This window comes from Flavobacterium shii (genome assembly GCF_025847235.1).
GTDB classification, from domain to species: domain Bacteria; phylum Bacteroidota; class Bacteroidia; order Flavobacteriales; family Flavobacteriaceae; genus Flavobacterium; species Flavobacterium shii.
Window position 1 is genome coordinate 18,369 of record NZ_JAOZEW010000006.1, and the last position, 16,612, is coordinate 34,980.

Below are 16,612 nucleotides of genomic sequence, written 5' to 3' on the forward strand. Positions count from 1 at the left end.
TGTTGTGTTGCTTAAAGTTCTTTATTCAGACCATTGTGTATGGAAAACACCAGCGGTATCAATACGTTCGTAGGTATGTGCTCCAAAATAATCTCGTTGTGCCTGAATTAAATTTGTTGGTAGATTCTCCGATCTGTAGGCATCAAAATATGCTAAGGAGTTCATAAGTCCTGCTACAGGTAAACCTTTTTGTACAGCAAATTGTACTACTGCTCTCATTCCTGCTTGATTATCTGTTAGTTTAGAAGCGATTCCAGCATCTAAAAGTAAGTTAGGTAAATCTGCTTTTGCAGCAAATGCTTTTCTAAAGTCTTCCAGAGCATTAGCACGAATAATACAACCACCACGCCATATTTTGGCAACAGTTTCTAGATTTAATCCGTAGTTATATTCTTTTGATGCTGTGTTAAGCTGTGCTAATCCTTGTGCATAAGTTACAACTATAGAAAAATACAATGCTGATTTTAATGCAGCAATTGCTTCGCTTGTATTTACATCAGTTTCGGCAGTGTTCCAAACTAATTTTTTAGCGGCTTCAATTCTTTCAGGTTTAGTTTTAGACATATCGCGCATAACTACAGCAGCATCGATAGTCGGGACTGGTACTTGTAAATCCATTGCATTTTGCGATGTCCATTTTCCTGTTCCTTTAGATTTTGCCCAATCCGAAATTTTATTAATCAGTCTGCTTCCGTCAGTATCTTTTTCTTTCAGAATGTTTCCTGTAATTTCGATTAAGTACGATTTAAGATCGTTTGTTTGGTTCCACTCTTCAAAGGTTTTCTGAATCGTATCTTCATCCAAGTTATAACCTCTTTTCATTAGGTCATAAATCTCAGAGATTAATTGCATGATTCCGTATTCAATTCCGTTATGAACCATTTTTACATAGTTTCCAGCAGATCCGTTTCCAAGATATTCCACACAAGGTTCACCATCTACTTTTGCTGCAATAGCTTCAAAAATAGGACGAAGTCTCTCGTATGCTTTCTGATCTCCCCCAGGCATCATAGCAGGACCAAATCTTGCACCCTTTTCTCCTCCAGAAATTCCCATCCCAAAGAAATGGATTCCCTTAGCAGATAATTCCAAAAATCTTCTGTCGGTATCGGTAAAATAAGTATTACCACCATCTATTATAATATCTCCCTGATCCAGATGAGGTAGCAAACTTGCTATTGCGCTGTCTACAGGTTTTCCTGCAGGAACAAGCAGCATAATAGCTCTTGGCTTTTGTATAAGTTCTACAAAATGTTTAACATCTGTTGTAGCTTCAATTGTATGGTCAGAATCGGCTTCTTGTTGCAGAGAATTGACTTTTTCGGTATCTAAATCTAAACCTGCTGCCGCAAAGTTATGGCTCGCAATATTCAAAAGTAAATTGCGGCCCATTACACCAAGTCCTACAATTCCAAAATCAAATTTATTCATAGTTTTCAATTAACTAAAATTATTAAAAAGATGCTTTTCCAAAAGAAAGTAAGAAAAAAAACAGTAATGCTTTTTTATTCAGTTCTTTGCAAAAAACAAAGTTTGTTTTAACCTTATATTTTAAGATTTACTGTGCTAAGTTAAAGAAAAATGCTGAAACATTATGTGCTTTACTGTCCTCTTTAAGGCTTTATTATGATAGTTTTATCTTCAAAAAATAAATCTTTTTTAAATTTTAAGACTCTTTAAAAATAGTTAAGTAATCAAAAAGACAAAAAAAGCCCATTTCGTAAGAAATAGGCTTTTAAGCTAGTGATGTACCGTTGGATAAAAAGGGTTTAAGCTTATTTTGATTCAGGCTTAAAAAAATCATCTGAATTTTCGGTAATAGGAATATAAAGTCGTTCCCAAACAGTACTATCAACCATATCCCAGCTATGGCCTTTACCATTAAGATCTTCTGCAAGCAGTATTACACCAGGTTCTATTATAAAAGTGCTGCCATCAGATACTTTAAATTTGATTTTACCTTTTACAGTTATTACATATTGCTTTCTTGGTGCAGGATGCGCATTTTTTTCCCACTCTTCCGTTTTATTGCTATACCAGAATGTAGTAGTATTCATGTGCTTTAATGATGGTATTGTACCTTTTTCGAATGAACAAGTGCCATCAGGATTATTGATAAGACGGTAAGCAGGAATTTCTGAAGCTTCCTGCAGGGGTTTTACTGCAACATCTTTGTGGGTTTGTGCATTATTGTTGTTTACTGACATAAGAACTGCAGCTAGGATAAATCCTTTTAATAAATTATTCATTTTGATATTAAATTTAAAAGTAATATTTTTTTTATTGATTATATATAGAATCGTGAACCATCATTTTATAAAAAAATGGCTTGTATTTAGAAACCAGAGCAAGATGTGCATCAAGCTTACCATAAGTCTCTAGATCTTCAAGAGAATCAAATTCCATAGAGGCATTATAAGTAAAAGAGTTATCCATAACAGGTCTTGGGGTTGAATTTGCGGGTCCGCCGTAACGTACATTTTTGGCGTAAGGCAATTTTTTAAGCCCTTCAAAAAAGTTCTGAAAGTCTTTAACCTCTGCTGCAGTAAGTTCAGGTTTAAGCCAGAATAACAGGTAATGAAAATACACTGTTTTGGCTTTGGGTGTTATTTCATTTAAAGTATTTGCTAATACTTTTCCCCCAGTAAGTGCCAGTGCTCCTGCACTTGCGGACGTGATGATAAAATTTCTTCGTTTCATAATAGTTTAGCGTTTAATTAAAGTCGATTCTGTATTTTAAAACAAACTGCCATTTTCGGTCTGATACTGTAGCTTGGCTAAGATCGTTTAAAGCGTAGATGGGACGGTTTTGAGCATCAAAGGTAAGCCTTGATGACATACCATTCATCAATAAAGATACACCTGCGTCGTAAGTTAATGCTTTGTCATGTAGTCCGTTAAGGTCTGAGACCATTATACTGCCCGCTGGTTGTAGCTGTAGATTGTTTTTATCTTTATTAAAGTAGGGTAGAGTACCACCTATTTGTACATAGTAGGTATTACCTGTTCCTATTACCGGTGATGTATTACCAGCACCGTTAAGGCTACTTACAGCTGTATTTACACCACTTGCAGGATTACTCACACCAGAATAACGTGTATAATTAGGACCATAGTTATTATTCATAGCCATTGCATAAGCACTAAATGATGTACCGCGCTCCTTGTTTATGGGAGTATCGTAGAAAAGGTCGACAGCAAAGCTTTTTTCGTCATCATTAATGGTGTTTCCTGTTTCATTTAAATGCCACAGCGCATCGTGTATGTATTCAAATCCAGCACCTAACGCTAGCACTTTCTTTTTACCACTATAGGTTCCGGAATGAAATGGTGAAGAATTATTTTCTGTTTCAAAAAATTCATATTTAAAATAACCAGAGTAATCTTTGTTGGGATTCATTTTGCTAAATACAGCTGTATTGTACTTTGGGTCTGCGCTGGCATTGGTATATGGATCTGCAATAACCAGACGGTAATCAAATTTACCAATTTGCCCTTTTGCATAAATACTTAATTCCCTTACTGTTTCATCAGATATACCTGTATTTCCCGTAGCATAGGATGGTAAATCGTATAATAAGGTGTTTAAAGGTCCGGTAGTAAACCTTGATAATCCTCTCCAGGTAGACCTACCGGCACCGGCAGATATTATATCATTAAATTTGTATTCGGCATACGCATCTAATAGTTCAAATGTAGGTGTTGTTTTTGAGGCTACATTTACATTAGTTAAACCACCCTGTAATATAAAGGTAAGTTTTTCGGTAGGCTGGTAAGCCATTTTTACCCTTACTCTTCGTAATGACAAGTCCGAAATACTATTAACCTGTTCACCGTTTACAAGGCTTCTTGGATTAAGTTCCAGATAACGTGCCCATATTTCGGTATAACCGCTAAAGGATATGGAACGCGTTTTTTCATCGTTTAGATAGCGGGTGAGCGTAGGGTTTCCAAAATCGTTCTTCTTTTGGGCATTCATTGTATTTATTAGTCCTGTAAGAAGAGAAATACATATCCCAATTTTTAAATAATTTGTTTTCATGTATAGTTAAAATTTGCTTTTTTTTGGTAGTGATCACTACTTGTTTTTGACATGGCAAAGGTAGATTCGTCATAGTCTTCGGGTTATTAGAAAAGTATTAGAAAGGCTTTAGAATGTTATTAGAGAATCTGTTGTTTTGAGTTTAAGTAATTGAAAATCAGTTAATTTTTGTTTTTGTTTAACAAGAGCGCAGCTAGTTGCCTTGTAGAAAAAGGAAATATTGTTGTAAATTTGATCCAGATTTTAAAAAGGAATAGTTACAGATGAAGATCTTAATAGTTGAAGATAACAGCCGGGTTTCTGCATTGCTTAAACGAGGGTTAGAAAGTCAGGGATATCAGGTATATATTGCAGAAGAGGCAGAAGAAGGGCTTATACTTTTCGAGAAAATTGATTTTGAGTTGATTATTACAGATATCATGCTGGCAGGAATGGATGGGATTACATTCTGTAAAAAAATCCGTAATTCTGGAGAAAAAATCCCAATCATTATGCTTACAGCATTAGGGACTATCGATGAAAAGATTGAAGGTTTTGATGCTGGTGCAGATGATTATCTGGTAAAACCTTTTGAAATCCGTGAACTTTATGCCAGGGTTAAAGCTTTACTTCAACGCAAGCATGATTCGGTTAACACTTTTGAGGAGACCTCTCAAATAACCTATGACGATCTTGTTATGGATAAACGTACCAAGGTTATCTATAGGCAAGGACTCACTATTAATCTTACTCCAAAAGAGTTTAACTTACTGCACTTTATGATGCAGAATCCCGAAAGACTTCTTACTCGTGATGAAATAGCTGATAATGTCTGGGGTAATAATTTTGATACAGGCACCAATTATATTGATGTATATATTGCATATCTGCGTAAAAAAATAGATAAAGGTTTCGAACAAAAACTAATTCATACCAAAGTAGGTATGGGATTTATTTTAAGCAGTAAAATATGAAATTAGTAACCCGAACAGCTCTTGCTTATGCAATTTTAACTGCCTTTATCCTTTTGGTTTTTGCTTACAGCGTATATTTTGTATCTGAAAAAAACAGGAAAGATGAATTTTTTGATCGTCTTGATTATAAAATAACATGGCGTGCAGAGTTTATATTTGATGCTCAGATCAATAAAAATCTTATTAGATTTCTGCATATAAAAAATAAGAAAGTCCTTAATGAGGCAGATATAAGTGTTTACGATAGCAACTTTAATCTTTATTTTTCGGATAATATGCCGCCGCTTGGCAACGAAAAGATATTAAAGTCTATAAAAAAGAATAGATCAATTAACTGGTCTGATGATAAATACCAATACCGGGGTATTTTATACACAGATAGTAACAGAGAATTTTACATAGTAGGCAGGGCAATAGATGTAACTGGTCTAAGCCATATAAGTGCTTTTAAAGAGAACCTGCTTTATGTTTATTTTATTTCTATAGTGTTGATATTTATAATAGGTTTTGGATTTTCCTACTATACATTAAAGCCTTTAAAAGATATTATTTTTCAAATCAGGGACATATCTGAGCATAACCTTAATAAGCGTATAATAGTTCCAAAGGCGAAGGATGAACTTTACGAGCTTACTCAAACTTTTAATACAACATTTAACAGGTTGGAGAAATCCTTTAATAACCACCGAAATTTTGTAACAACAATATCTCACGAATTCCGTACGCCACTCTCTATTTTAATTGCCGAAATTGAACTTGGAAAAGAGCTTAATCAGACCATCGATGATTATAAAGCATCATTAGACAATGCTCTGGAAGAAGCAAATCATGTCTCTGAGCTTTCGACTGCACTTCTTAATTTTGCTCATGCAAATTATGACAGATCACAAATAAAGATGTCAAATATTCGAATCGATGAAGTTCTTGTTGATGCCAAATTAAATTTATTAAACAAGAAAGACGTAAAATATAAGATAGGTATTAGTTACGCAAACTTAGATGATACGGATGCTAATTGCTATAATTATTTTGGCAATCCATATTTGTTGCAGTCAGCTTTTTCAAATATTATGGAAAATGCATGTAAATATTCTGCAGATCATTGCTGCGATGTCGATATAAATACTGCTGCAAATAGAATTATCTTAACTTTTTCTGATAAAGGAATTGGAATCCCCGAGACGGATTTGGAGCAGATTTATAATTTGTTCTATAGAGGGAAAAACAAAAATTATGAAAATGGTTATGGCGTTGGATTATCGATTGTTAAACAAATTGTTAGTTTGCATAATGGTACAATAGATGTTCATTCTACTGTTGGAAAAGGAACAATATTTACAATTACGCTGCCGTTTTAGATGTAAAAAGAGAAGAAGTTGCAAACTCTCTTTTTTGTAAAAACGAGAGAATGAACTATCCAATTGAGCTAATGATAATATTCATTAGAATCAAATTAATTAAGTTTCGGTTGATTCTTTTCACCTCAATAAAAAATTGATTTATGTGCTTACAGTTTGTATTTTTGCCCTTATGAATGATAACTTTATAAATGAATATTTTGGGATAGGAATACAAAATGGTAAAACTCCTGAAAATTTGGGTGTTTTGTGGCGATCAGCTCAAAACTTAGGCGCTACTTTTATATTCACTATAGGCAATCGATATGCCAAACAAGCCTGTGATACTCATGATGCCGTAAAAGCAATTCCTTATTTTCATTATGATAATTTCGAAGCTTTTTTTGAAAACTTACCTAAAGGAGCGCGATTGGTTGGTGTTGAATTAGATGAAAAAGCTTCCGATTTAGAGACCTTTGAACACCCAAGACGTTGTGTTTATTTATTAGGAGCAGAGGATCATGGCTTATCTCAAAAAGTAATGGATAAATGCCATTATTTAGTAAAATTTAAATCAGAAAAAAGTTTAAATGTGGCCGTGGCAGGAACTATTATTATGTACGACAGAAACTTGTCTAAACCACGTTCTTAAAACAAAATCGTATTAATCCCTATATCTCCGATGCCAGATGACTTCGGAGTTCTTTTTTATGAGGATTGTCTAATATTTTGTCAATAATTCATTTTTTTCAAATTAATGATTCGTAATAGAAAAAAATTAAATTCGAGTTATCTTTTCATAAATAGCAGGATCATGTTTTTTTACTTTTATTTTCACGTATTTTGATGCCGGCATATTACTTTCTTTGACCACATTATTTACAGAAACTAAAACATTTGTTTCAGGAAAGTAGGTTACCGTATTTCGCTCTGGTATTTGATATGAAACTATAACGAATAAAGGAGCAATTCTTTCGATACCATCATCATAGTTAAACAAATCTACTTTTTCGCCAGATTTTAATCCTGCTTTATCAATGTCTTTCTGATTCATAAAAATTACTCTTCGCTCATTTTTTATACCTCGATATCGATCATCCAGACCATAAATAGTAGTGTTAAACTGGTCATGTGTACGTGTTGTTGCCATCATGTATTCATCTGGTTCAAGTTCATTATTCGGAATTTCAGTTACGGTAAACGAAGCACGATTGCCAAATTCTTTAGTATTGAATTCGCCTTGGCGAGGAGCATTTGGCAGATAAAAACCGCCTTTTTCTCTTACTCTGATGTTGTAATCTTCAAAACCCGGAATACATTTTTCAATAGCTTCTCTTACGGCATCATAACTATCATGATAGCGCTGCCAATTAATAACCGATTTATCCCCAAGTGTGGCCATAGCCATACGGCAGACAATTTGTGTTTCGTTTATTAATTGATTGGATATTGGTTTAAGCACACCTTTTGATGATTGTACAACACCCATAGAATTTTCTGTACTGATAATTTGTATTTCGTTATTTACGATATCCATATCACTTCGGGAAAGCGTAGGAAGTATAATAGCTTCTTTACCATGTATTAAATGACCTCTATTGAGTTTTGTAGATACAGATACTAACAGCTTAAGTTTCCTGAATGCGGCTGCAGTATAAGTTGTATCGGGCGCTGCAGACAGAAAATTACCTCCCATGCAAAACATAAATTTGACTTTCTCTTCATGTATTGCTTTTATAGTTCCTACTACATCATACCCATGATTTCTGGGAGGATTAAAGCCAAAATAGGCTTGTAGTCGGTCTAATTGTTCCTCTGTAGGTTTCTCATCTATTAGCATGGTTCGGTTTCCCTGAACGTTACTGTGTCCACGAACTGGGCAAACACCAGCTCCGGGTTTGCCGATACTCCCTTTTATCAATAAAATATTGACAATTTCCCGGATCATATCAACTCCATTGGGCTGCTGCGTAAGTCCCATTCCCCAACAGGCGATAATTCTTTTTTTAAATGCAAGCATTTCTGCAGCTTCAATGATTAAATCCTTAGAAACACCAGAAAGAAATGCGAGATGATCTAAATCTAAATTTTCAAATTGTTTCTGAAAGATTTCATAACCAGTTGTTTTGTCTTTGATGAATTCGTGGTCAAAAACTTCGCCCGGGTTTTTCTTTTCAAATTCAATTAACAAAAGTTCAATAGCTTTTAGCAGCGCCATATCGCCATTTATTTTTATTGGAAGAAAAAGATCTGCAAGTTTTTCTCCGGAACCTATTATTCCTTTTATTGTCTGCGGATTATGGAATCCCATTAAACCCGCCTCGGGCAAAGGATTAATGGCGATAATTTTTGCTCCGTTTTTTTTACCTTTCTCTAATGCGCTCAACATTCGTGGTGCATTGGTTCCCGGATTCTGACCAATTATTACAATCACATCCGTATCATAAAAATCTTCTAAAGTTACCGTTCCTTTTCCAATGCCAATTGTGGTTTTTAAAGCAGTTCCAGAGGTTTCATGACACATATTAGAACAATCTGGCATATTATTGGTTCCGAATTCTTTGGTAAAAAGCTGATAAAGAAATGAAGCCTCATTACTTGTTCTTCCCGAAGTATAAAAAGCTGCTTCATTTGGAGATTCAAGAGAATTTAAATGAGAAGCAATTTTTGCAAAAGCATCATCCCAACTAATAGGCAGATAATGCGTGCCACCAACTGGTAAATACATAGGCTCGGTTAACCTTCCCATTTTTCCTATTTGATAATCATCTAATTTTGAAAGACTATATACAGAGTTTTCTTTGAAAAAAGCAACAGTAACTTTTTTAGTTGTTGCTTCTTCTGCCAAAGCTTTAGCTCCATTTTCGCAATATTCACCCAAAGGAGATCGATCATCATCTGGATCTGGCCATGCACAACTTGAGCAGTCAAAACCTCCCATTTGGTTCATCTTAAACAAAGCTTTACCTCCTCTAAGAACTGTTTTGTCTTCGATAAGATCGCTAATAGAAGCGAGAACAGCGGGAACGCCTGCAGCCCATTTTTCTACTTTTGTTAACTTAAGATTTAAAAGCTTATATGGATTTTCCGAATCAGGCAATTTATTTGCTAAATCATCTGTTTTATGTTGTTGCTCTTCCTTCATTACATTATGGTTTAATTTGTATTGAGTTCTGTTTAAGAGTAGTTTGTTTTCAATGAGTTACAATCACGATTTGATCGGATGCACTGTATATATTAAATCTATTTTCTTTAAGAAATCCCAAAAGTGTAATATTAAATTCCAATGCAAGCTCTACAGCAAGGCTTGATGGAGCGCCAATGGAAGCAACAATAGAAATTCCAGCCATTGCGGCTTTTTGTATTAACTCAAAACTGGCTCTTCCGCTAAGAAGTAGAATATGCTCATTTAATGGCAGTGATTTGTTAATGAGTGATTTGCCAATTAACTTATCTAATGCATTGTGTCTTCCCACATCTTCACTTAAAAGAATCAAATCGCCTTGGATATTAAAAAGCCCCGATGCATGAAGACCTCCAGTAGAAGCAAAGTCACTTTGAGCCATTCTTAATTTTTCAGGTAATTGATAAAATAGAGACGCATTAATCCTAATGTTAGACTTGGCTAAATGCGCAAAAGGACTCACTGTTTTTATAGATTGAATAGAACTTTTTCCGCACACGCCACAGCTGGAAGTGGTATAGAAATTCCTGTCAGTCTGCATTATATTTGGACTAAAATTCTCCTGAAGATCAACCTGAACGATGTTTTGTTTTTGGGACAAACAATCCATTTTTACAGGATAAGAGGCTTTTATATTTTCAAAAGAATTGATGATTCCTTCAGTAAATAAAAAACCAATTGCCAGTTCTACATCATTGCCCGGAGTTCGCATTGTGACCGAAATATTCTTTTGGATTCTCTCTGTTTTGGAGCCATAGGATATTCTAATCTCAAGAGGTTCTTCTATTGAAAGGGTATCTAAAAATGATGAAATTGCAGTACCATCTATTCTCTCAACGTTTACCTGTTTAATAGAAACTAATTCCAAATAATTTATTTCCATGATATTGGAATTTAGATTGCTACGTAAATTTAATTAAAAAATAATCAGAAAATATACTTTCTTTCATTAATTGACTGGTGTTATTTGATTTTAACACATCTGATATATTATCGGAAATTATCAATTCTTTAAGGAGTTAACTTATTACAGTGGCGGATTTTATAATATACCAATTGGGTATTATAGTACGCAGGGGGTGTATTTTTTAAAGCCCAGCTTAATTCTATTTTTTTAAATGTGTAAAATATTTATAATAAGTTCTTTATATGGGATTTAAATGAATTTTGTTATATGATAGATTAAATCATCAAAACAAAAATATTTATAAATACTTAGTAAATAAGAGTATATAGTTATAAAAAAAAATGTAATTTTAGTATAATCAAATTAATATTTAGGAAGAGTATTATTGTAAATATTAAGTTAATCGCTATTTAGTAGCTACGATGGTAGGTTTCGCTTAGGAATTTACCATTTAATTCATTAAAAAAATCATAGAGAATATTAATCAACCTTATTAATACTTATGGTAAAGAAATATTTCATTCTGTTTTTTATATTCATATCTTTTTTTAATCATTTCCAGATTTATGGGCAGGTGGGAGATACGTTGAAACTGGACATCAAAGAAACCGAAAAGCGGTTTATAGATAACAATCTCCAACTTATAGCAGGGCGTTATAATATAGATATTGCAGGAGCAGAGGTTATTACGTCAAAATTATTTCCTAATCCAGATTTTAATTATACTAACGGTATTGCTGCTAAAACAGATCCCGGTTCAAACCTTAATGCATACGCCGAAAGGACATTTGGTATTTCCCAACTTATACAAACAGCTGGGAAACGAAATAAGAATATAAAGCTGGCAAATCTGGGTGTTGAACAATCTAAACATCAGTTCTTTGATCTCCTTCGAACACTAAAATTCAGCTTAAGAAGCGATTTCTATAATCTCTATTACCAGCAGCAGTCGGCACGTGTATACAATAAAGAGATAAGTTCGCTTGCCCGTTTACTCGACACATTTCGCATACAGTCTAAAAAAGGCAACATTGCCGAAAAAGAAGTGATTCGTATACAGTCACAGCTTTATTCACTTCAAGGCGAATATAATGACCTTTTTACAAATATTGATTCCCTACAAAAAGAATTAAAAATATTCCTGAGATTGCCCGGGCAGACTTATGTTGTTCCGCAAGTTTCTACTATAGCCCCCAGAATAAAAACCAGCCAAGTTCCTTACGTACAGTTACTAGATTCGGCTTTAGTAAACCGCCAGGATCTCATGCTGTCAAAAAGTATGATCGAATACAGCAAAGTAAATCTTAAATTACAGAAAGCATTGGCAGTACCAGATGTATCTTTATCGGTTAACTATGACCGTTTAGGTGGTTTTGGAACTGATTTCTTTGGTGCTGGTATCGATATTAATCTTCCTTTTTTTAGTCGGAACCAAGGAGAAATTAAAAAAGCAGATTTGAGCCTTAAGCAAAATCAGGTATTACTGGATGATTTACTCAACAGGATAGAAAATGATGTGGCGAGTGGTTATCAGGCATCATTGAGAATTGAAAAAATTGCCGATGGTATTGATCCGGAATTTAACACAAATTTTAACCGGATGATCAATGCAGTATTCGAAAACTACCAAAAAAGGAATATCAGTCTGCTAGAGTTTCTTGACTTTTATGATTCATATAAAAACAATACACTCCAAATAAATAATATTATGCTTAACAGGGTTTTATCGTTTGAGCAGCTTAATTACTTAACAGGTACCTCTTTCTTTAATTAAAAATTATCAGCAATGAAGCTATACCGCCTTAACACATTAAATTTTAATTCATTATGTCTTATTGCTATCAGTCTGCTCCTTATTGGTTGTGGATCTAAAGGAAATCAGGATGATAATCGGGAAGGGTATGTAATTTCAGATTCACTATTTAAAACTTTGAGAATTGATACCGTTGATGTAACCAATATTAAAAACGCTTTAAAATTCAATGGTGTCGTAGGTTTTAATCAAGATGAGATAGAAAATATTTATCCTCTTGTAAGCGGTTCTGTGCAAGGTGTGATGAAAGGTCTTGGTGACTACGTTAAGAGTGGTGAAGCTTTAGGAATCGTTAAGAGTAGTGAGATGGCAAACTATTCCTCGTCGCTTATAGACGCCCAGGCAGGATTACTTCTTGCAAATAAACAATTGCAACAACAACAGGATCTTTATAAGAGCGGCTTAGCATCGCAAGTAGATCTTACTGCAGCTCAAGCCAACTACCAGCAGGCAAAAGCAGCACTTACAGCTGCCAAAAGAATACTTGCAATAAATGGCAATAGCACAGATGGAGTATTTACTATAAAAGCTCCAATAAACGGCTTTATCGTTCAGAAGAACATTACTAACGGTATGAATATCCGAGCCGATAATAATGCACCCATGTTTGTAGTATCCGATTTGAAAGATGTATGGGTGGAAGCAAATGTTTACGAAGAAAATATTGATAAGGTACACAAGGGAGATGATGCAGATGTAACAACAATTACCTATCCAGGTAAAGTATTTAAAGGAAAAATAAATGAGATGAACAATGTATTGGATCCTGTTACTAAAGTTATGAAGATAAGGATTGTATTGGATAATTTGGCCTTTTTGCTAAAACCGGAGATGTTTACTACGGTAACTGTTTATAATACAGAGCAGCAACAGGCAATGACCATAAAAACCGATGCTTTGATTTTTGATCAGAGTCAATATTTTGTTATAGCCATATCTGGTAAAAAAGAGCTGCATATACGCAAGGTGGAGGTACTTGCTTCAAATGGAGAAAACACTTATATAAAGTCTGGAATAAGTCCTGGGGAAAGACTAATCGCTTCTAAAGCCATTCTTATTTATGGTTCACTAAATAATTAATGCCTTAAACAGTAACCTATCCATGAACAAGATACTGAAAAATATTATAGGATTTTCTCTCAGGAACCGATTATTGGTAATCTGCCTTACCGGTTTGATGGCTGTTACGGGCATTATTACTTTTTTACAAATGCCGATAGAGGCATTTCCGGATGTTACCAATACTGAGATTGATATTATAACACAATGGCCGGGTCAAAGTGCAGAAGAAGTAGAAAAGCTAGTAACTATCCCTATTGAGTTGGCTCTCAATCCCGTGCAGAAGAAAACAAGTCTAAGATCTTCTACTATTTTTGGGCTAAGTTACATCAAGGTTATTTTTGATGATGACGTGAAAGATCCTGAAGCACGCCAACAGGTTATGAACCTTTTAAACAATGCCACATTACCAAATGGAGTTTCTCCATCTGTACAGCCTCCTGTAGGTCCAACAGGAGAAATATTCAGATATACTCTTAAGAGTAGTTTTCGTGATGTACGCGAGCTTAAAACAATACAAGACTGGGTAATAGACCGTAGGTTAAGAGCAATCCAAGGTATTGGTGATATTACCGCTTTTGGAGGTAAGACGAAAACTTTTGAGATAACTGCAGACCCGCAAAAACTTGCCAGTATTGGGATAAGCCCATTGGATGTCTTTAGTGCTGTTCAAAAAACCAACATCAACGTAGGTGGTGATATGATTGTACAAAACAATCAGGCATTTGCAGTAAGGGGAATTGGGCTTATAAATGACATAAACGAGATAAGGAACATTATTATAACCAATAATAATGGAGTACCTGTTTTGGTAAAAGATGTGGCTCATGTAGAGATCTCAAACTTGCCCCGACTAGGTTGGGTAGGACGTGGTAGTGCCATTGAACGAGAGGACGGTAAGAGAGTTGTAGTTGATGAAGAGGATGTGGTACAAGCCATTATTGTGATGCGAAAAGGAGAAAATCCGGCGGAAGTTGTATCGGCCATTAAGACCGAAATAGAAAAACTCAATAATGATATATTACCGGCAGATACTAAAATTGTACCATACTACGACCGTACAGACCTAATTAAATACGCAACACATACCGTATTGCATAATCTAATTGAGGGGATACTTCTGGTAACTTTACTTGTATCGCTATTTATGTTTAACTGGCGAACAACGCTTATTGTTTCTATTATAATTCCACTGGCATTACTGTTTGCTTTTATTTGTCTTCACCTTATGGGAATGTCAGCCAATCTTCTCTCGTTGGGAGCAGTCGATTTTGGAATCATTATAGACGGTGCAGTCGTCATGGTCGAAGGTATGTTTGTATTTCTCGATACAGATGCCAAGCGGATTGGAATGGAGCGCTTTAATAAAAAATTAAAACTTGGAATAATACGCAGTAATGGGGTAACTCTGGGAAAAGCGATCTTTTTTTCTAAGCTAATTATTATTACAGGCTTGCTTCCGGTTTTCGCATTCCAGAAGGTAGAAGGAAAGTTGTTTTCTCCGTTGGCTTATACACTGGGATTTGCTATACTGGGTGCACTTATTACAACACTTACGCTCGTACCCGTGCTTATAAGTCTTTTATTAAATAAAAATGTACATGAAAAGCATAATCCATTTGTAGAGAAAATATCAGGTTTTATGTATTCGGGTTTTATAAAGGCCTTTAAATACAAAGAAAAAGTGGTAACTCTGGCTGGTATTGTCATGATTGCAGGTTTAACATCTTTTACTTTTTTAGGAACAGAGTTCCTGCCTGAGCTTGATGAAGGCTCAATCTGGCTGAGGGTGCAATTGCCCTACAGTGTTTCACTAGATGAGTCTGTAGCAACATCAAAACAGATAAGAAATATATTAATGACGTTTCCACAGGTAAAGACTGCTGTATCACAAACAGGTCGACCAGATGACGGTACAGATGTAGCTGGTTTTTATAACAATGAGTTCGATGTCTTATTATACCCCGAGGAAGACTGGAAACCCAAGATATCAAAAGAAGAATTGATAAACGGTATGAATAAAAAACTTTCTGTAATTCCAGGGACGGATCTGAATTTTTCGCAGCCCATTAGTGATAATGTCGAAGAAGCTATCTCGGGCGTAAAGGGCTCCATTGTTGTAAAAGTTTATGGCGATTCGCTAAACTATATGGAAAACCGCGTTACCGATGTTTATAAAATCTTAAAGACTGTAGATGGTATTACCGACCTTGGAGTATTAAGAAGCATTGGTTTACCGGAACTGGATATAAAATTAGACCAGCAAAAAATGGCAAAATATGGTGTGAGTACTGAAGATGCCAATTCTGTAATCTCAATGGCTATTGGTGGTCAGGCAGCATCAACCTTATATGAAGGCATACGTACTTTTGATATACGAATTCGTTTTCCGGAAGCTTTCCGAAGTACTCCGAAAGATATTGGGAATTTACTGGTGCCTACAATGGGTGGAGCAAAAGTAGCGTTAAATGAAATTGCACATATTGTACAAAAAACAGGGCCTTGTCTTATTTTTCGTGATGCTAATGAACGCTATGCAACAGTTAAATTTTCTGTACGAGGGCGTGATATGGGGAGTACAATTGCAGAAGCACAATCAAAAGTGGCTCATCTGGAAAAGCTTAAGAAAGGATACAGAATGGAGTGGCAGGGTGATTTTGAAAATCAGCAGCGAGCTACTAAAAGATTGGCTCAAGTAGTACCTATAAGTCTTTTATTGATCTTTTTTCTCTTATTTATGATGTTTGGTAATATTAAAGATGCCGCACTCGTATTTTCCAATGTTCCGTTTGCAATAGTTGGAGGAATACTCGCACTGCATGTTACAGGAACTAATTTTAGCATCTCAGCAGGGATAGGTTTTATAGCATTGTTTGGTATTTGTATTCAGGATGGTGTATTGCTGATCTCTATTTTTAAACACAATCTCGAAAACATAGACAAAACAGATCATAAACTTTACAATGCTATCACGCAGGGAGTTCACTCTAGGATAAGACCCGTTATGATGACTGCACTTATGGCTGCTATAGGTCTATTTCCTGCCGCAATTTCTCACGGAATTGGTTCCGAAAGCTCGCGACCGCTTGCCAGAGTAGTCATTGGTGGTATACTTTGTGCAATGGTATTTAGTTTATGGGTATTTCCGCTTATCTTCGGTTATGCGTACCGAAAGGAAGATCCTACAACACGATAAAATAATTGAGATTCTTATAAGATCTGAATGAATCCATAAAAAAGCCCATTTCGATAGAAATGGGCTTTTCATTTGTGCATTTGTAGCAATCAAATCAGTTTCATTACGTGGGATTTCAATA

The 16,612-nt window shown here is 35.1% G+C and carries 12 protein-coding genes; 6 read left to right on the forward strand and 6 right to left on the reverse strand.

The features are described from left to right. Positions 1 to 21 precede the first annotated feature (21 nt). From gndA to OIU83_RS07610, 4 genes are all read right to left on the reverse strand, one after another. Positions 22 to 1,431 (reverse strand): NADP-dependent phosphogluconate dehydrogenase, encoded by a 1,410-nt coding sequence (gene gndA / locus OIU83_RS07595; protein ID WP_264205646.1) that lies wholly within the window; start codon positions 1,429 to 1,431, stop codon positions 22 to 24. Between the two features lie 344 nt (positions 1,432 to 1,775). Then, positions 1,776 to 2,249 (reverse strand): cupin domain-containing protein, encoded by a 474-nt coding sequence (locus tag OIU83_RS07600; protein WP_264205647.1) that lies wholly within the window; start codon positions 2,247 to 2,249, stop codon positions 1,776 to 1,778. A gap of 31 nt (positions 2,250 to 2,280) precedes the next feature. Further along, entirely contained in the window at positions 2,281 to 2,700 is a 420-nt protein-coding gene (locus OIU83_RS07605) for a Dabb family protein (RefSeq protein WP_264205648.1), read from the reverse strand. Positions 2,701 to 2,713: 13 nt separating this feature from the next. Next, positions 2,714 to 4,042: a hypothetical protein gene (locus tag OIU83_RS07610; protein WP_264205649.1), complete on the reverse strand. Its 1,329-nt coding sequence runs from the start codon at positions 4,040 to 4,042 to the stop codon at positions 2,714 to 2,716. 263 nt (positions 4,043 to 4,305) lie between these two features. Here OIU83_RS07610 and OIU83_RS07615 point away from each other — a divergent pair, with 263 nt between their 5' ends. The 3 genes from OIU83_RS07615 to OIU83_RS07625 all read left to right on the forward strand — a co-directional run bounded on the left by OIU83_RS07615 (position 4,306) and on the right by OIU83_RS07625 (position 6,984). Further along, positions 4,306 to 4,995, forward strand: a complete 690-nt coding sequence (locus tag OIU83_RS07615; RefSeq protein WP_264205650.1) for a response regulator transcription factor — start codon at positions 4,306 to 4,308, stop codon at positions 4,993 to 4,995. Further along, entirely contained in the window at positions 4,992 to 6,353 is a 1,362-nt protein-coding gene (locus tag OIU83_RS07620; RefSeq protein WP_264205651.1) for a HAMP domain-containing sensor histidine kinase, read from the forward strand. The genes OIU83_RS07615 and OIU83_RS07620 overlap by 4 nt, the downstream gene beginning before the upstream one ends. 172 nt (positions 6,354 to 6,525) lie before the next feature. Beyond that, complete coding sequence (locus OIU83_RS07625) at positions 6,526 to 6,984, forward strand: RNA methyltransferase (protein WP_264205652.1); 459 nt, start codon at positions 6,526 to 6,528, stop codon at positions 6,982 to 6,984. A 126-nt stretch (positions 6,985 to 7,110) separates the two neighbouring features. Here OIU83_RS07625 and OIU83_RS07630 read toward each other — a convergent pair whose 3' ends face one another. Next, positions 7,111 to 9,477 carry an FdhF/YdeP family oxidoreductase gene (locus tag OIU83_RS07630; protein WP_264205653.1) on the reverse strand — a complete coding sequence of 789 codons (2,367 nt, stop codon included), beginning with the start codon at positions 9,475 to 9,477 and terminating at the stop codon, positions 7,111 to 7,113. A 49-nt stretch (positions 9,478 to 9,526) separates the two neighbouring features. Then, complete coding sequence (gene fdhD / locus OIU83_RS07635; RefSeq protein WP_264205654.1) at positions 9,527 to 10,399, reverse strand: formate dehydrogenase accessory sulfurtransferase FdhD; 873 nt, start codon at positions 10,397 to 10,399, stop codon at positions 9,527 to 9,529. A gap of 526 nt (positions 10,400 to 10,925) precedes the next feature. Between fdhD and OIU83_RS07640 the strand changes: the two genes are divergently transcribed. The 3 genes from OIU83_RS07640 to OIU83_RS07650 are packed head-to-tail and all read left to right on the forward strand — an operon-like array spanning position 10,926 to position 16,491. Next, complete coding sequence (locus OIU83_RS07640) at positions 10,926 to 12,197, forward strand: TolC family protein (protein ID WP_264205655.1); 1,272 nt, start codon at positions 10,926 to 10,928, stop codon at positions 12,195 to 12,197. Positions 12,198 to 12,209: 12 nt separating this feature from the next. Then, on the forward strand, positions 12,210 to 13,316 hold the full coding sequence (locus OIU83_RS07645; RefSeq protein ID WP_264205656.1) for an efflux RND transporter periplasmic adaptor subunit: 1,107 nt from the start codon (positions 12,210 to 12,212) through the stop codon (positions 13,314 to 13,316). A 22-nt stretch (positions 13,317 to 13,338) separates the two neighbouring features. Next, positions 13,339 to 16,491 carry an efflux RND transporter permease subunit gene (locus OIU83_RS07650; protein ID WP_264205657.1) on the forward strand — a complete coding sequence of 1,051 codons (3,153 nt, stop codon included), beginning with the start codon at positions 13,339 to 13,341 and terminating at the stop codon, positions 16,489 to 16,491. Positions 16,492 to 16,612: the final 121 nt, after the last annotated feature.

Bases quoted from the DNA above. Each gene is read 5' to 3' on its own strand.
- gndA (WP_264205646.1), bottom strand. From the start codon at position 1,431: ATGAATAAATTTGATTTTGGAATTGTAGGACTTGGTGTAATGGGCCGC.
- OIU83_RS07600 (WP_264205647.1), bottom strand. From the start codon at position 2,249: ATGAATAATTTATTAAAAGGATTTATCCTAGCTGCAGTTCTTATGTCA.
- OIU83_RS07605 (WP_264205648.1), bottom strand. From the start codon at position 2,700: ATGAAACGAAGAAATTTTATCATCACGTCCGCAAGTGCAGGAGCACTG.
- OIU83_RS07610 (WP_264205649.1), bottom strand. From the start codon at position 4,042: ATGAAAACAAATTATTTAAAAATTGGGATATGTATTTCTCTTCTTACA.
- OIU83_RS07615 (WP_264205650.1), top strand. From the start codon at position 4,306: ATGAAGATCTTAATAGTTGAAGATAACAGCCGGGTTTCTGCATTGCTT.
- OIU83_RS07620 (WP_264205651.1), top strand. From the start codon at position 4,992: ATGAAATTAGTAACCCGAACAGCTCTTGCTTATGCAATTTTAACTGCC.
- OIU83_RS07625 (WP_264205652.1), top strand. From the start codon at position 6,526: ATGAATGATAACTTTATAAATGAATATTTTGGGATAGGAATACAAAAT.
- OIU83_RS07630 (WP_264205653.1), bottom strand. From the start codon at position 9,477: ATGAAGGAAGAGCAACAACATAAAACAGATGATTTAGCAAATAAATTG.
- fdhD (WP_264205654.1), bottom strand. From the start codon at position 10,399: ATGGAAATAAATTATTTGGAATTAGTTTCTATTAAACAGGTAAACGTT.
- OIU83_RS07640 (WP_264205655.1), top strand. From the start codon at position 10,926: ATGGTAAAGAAATATTTCATTCTGTTTTTTATATTCATATCTTTTTTT.
- OIU83_RS07645 (WP_264205656.1), top strand. From the start codon at position 12,210: ATGAAGCTATACCGCCTTAACACATTAAATTTTAATTCATTATGTCTT.
- OIU83_RS07650 (WP_264205657.1), top strand. From the start codon at position 13,339: ATGAACAAGATACTGAAAAATATTATAGGATTTTCTCTCAGGAACCGA.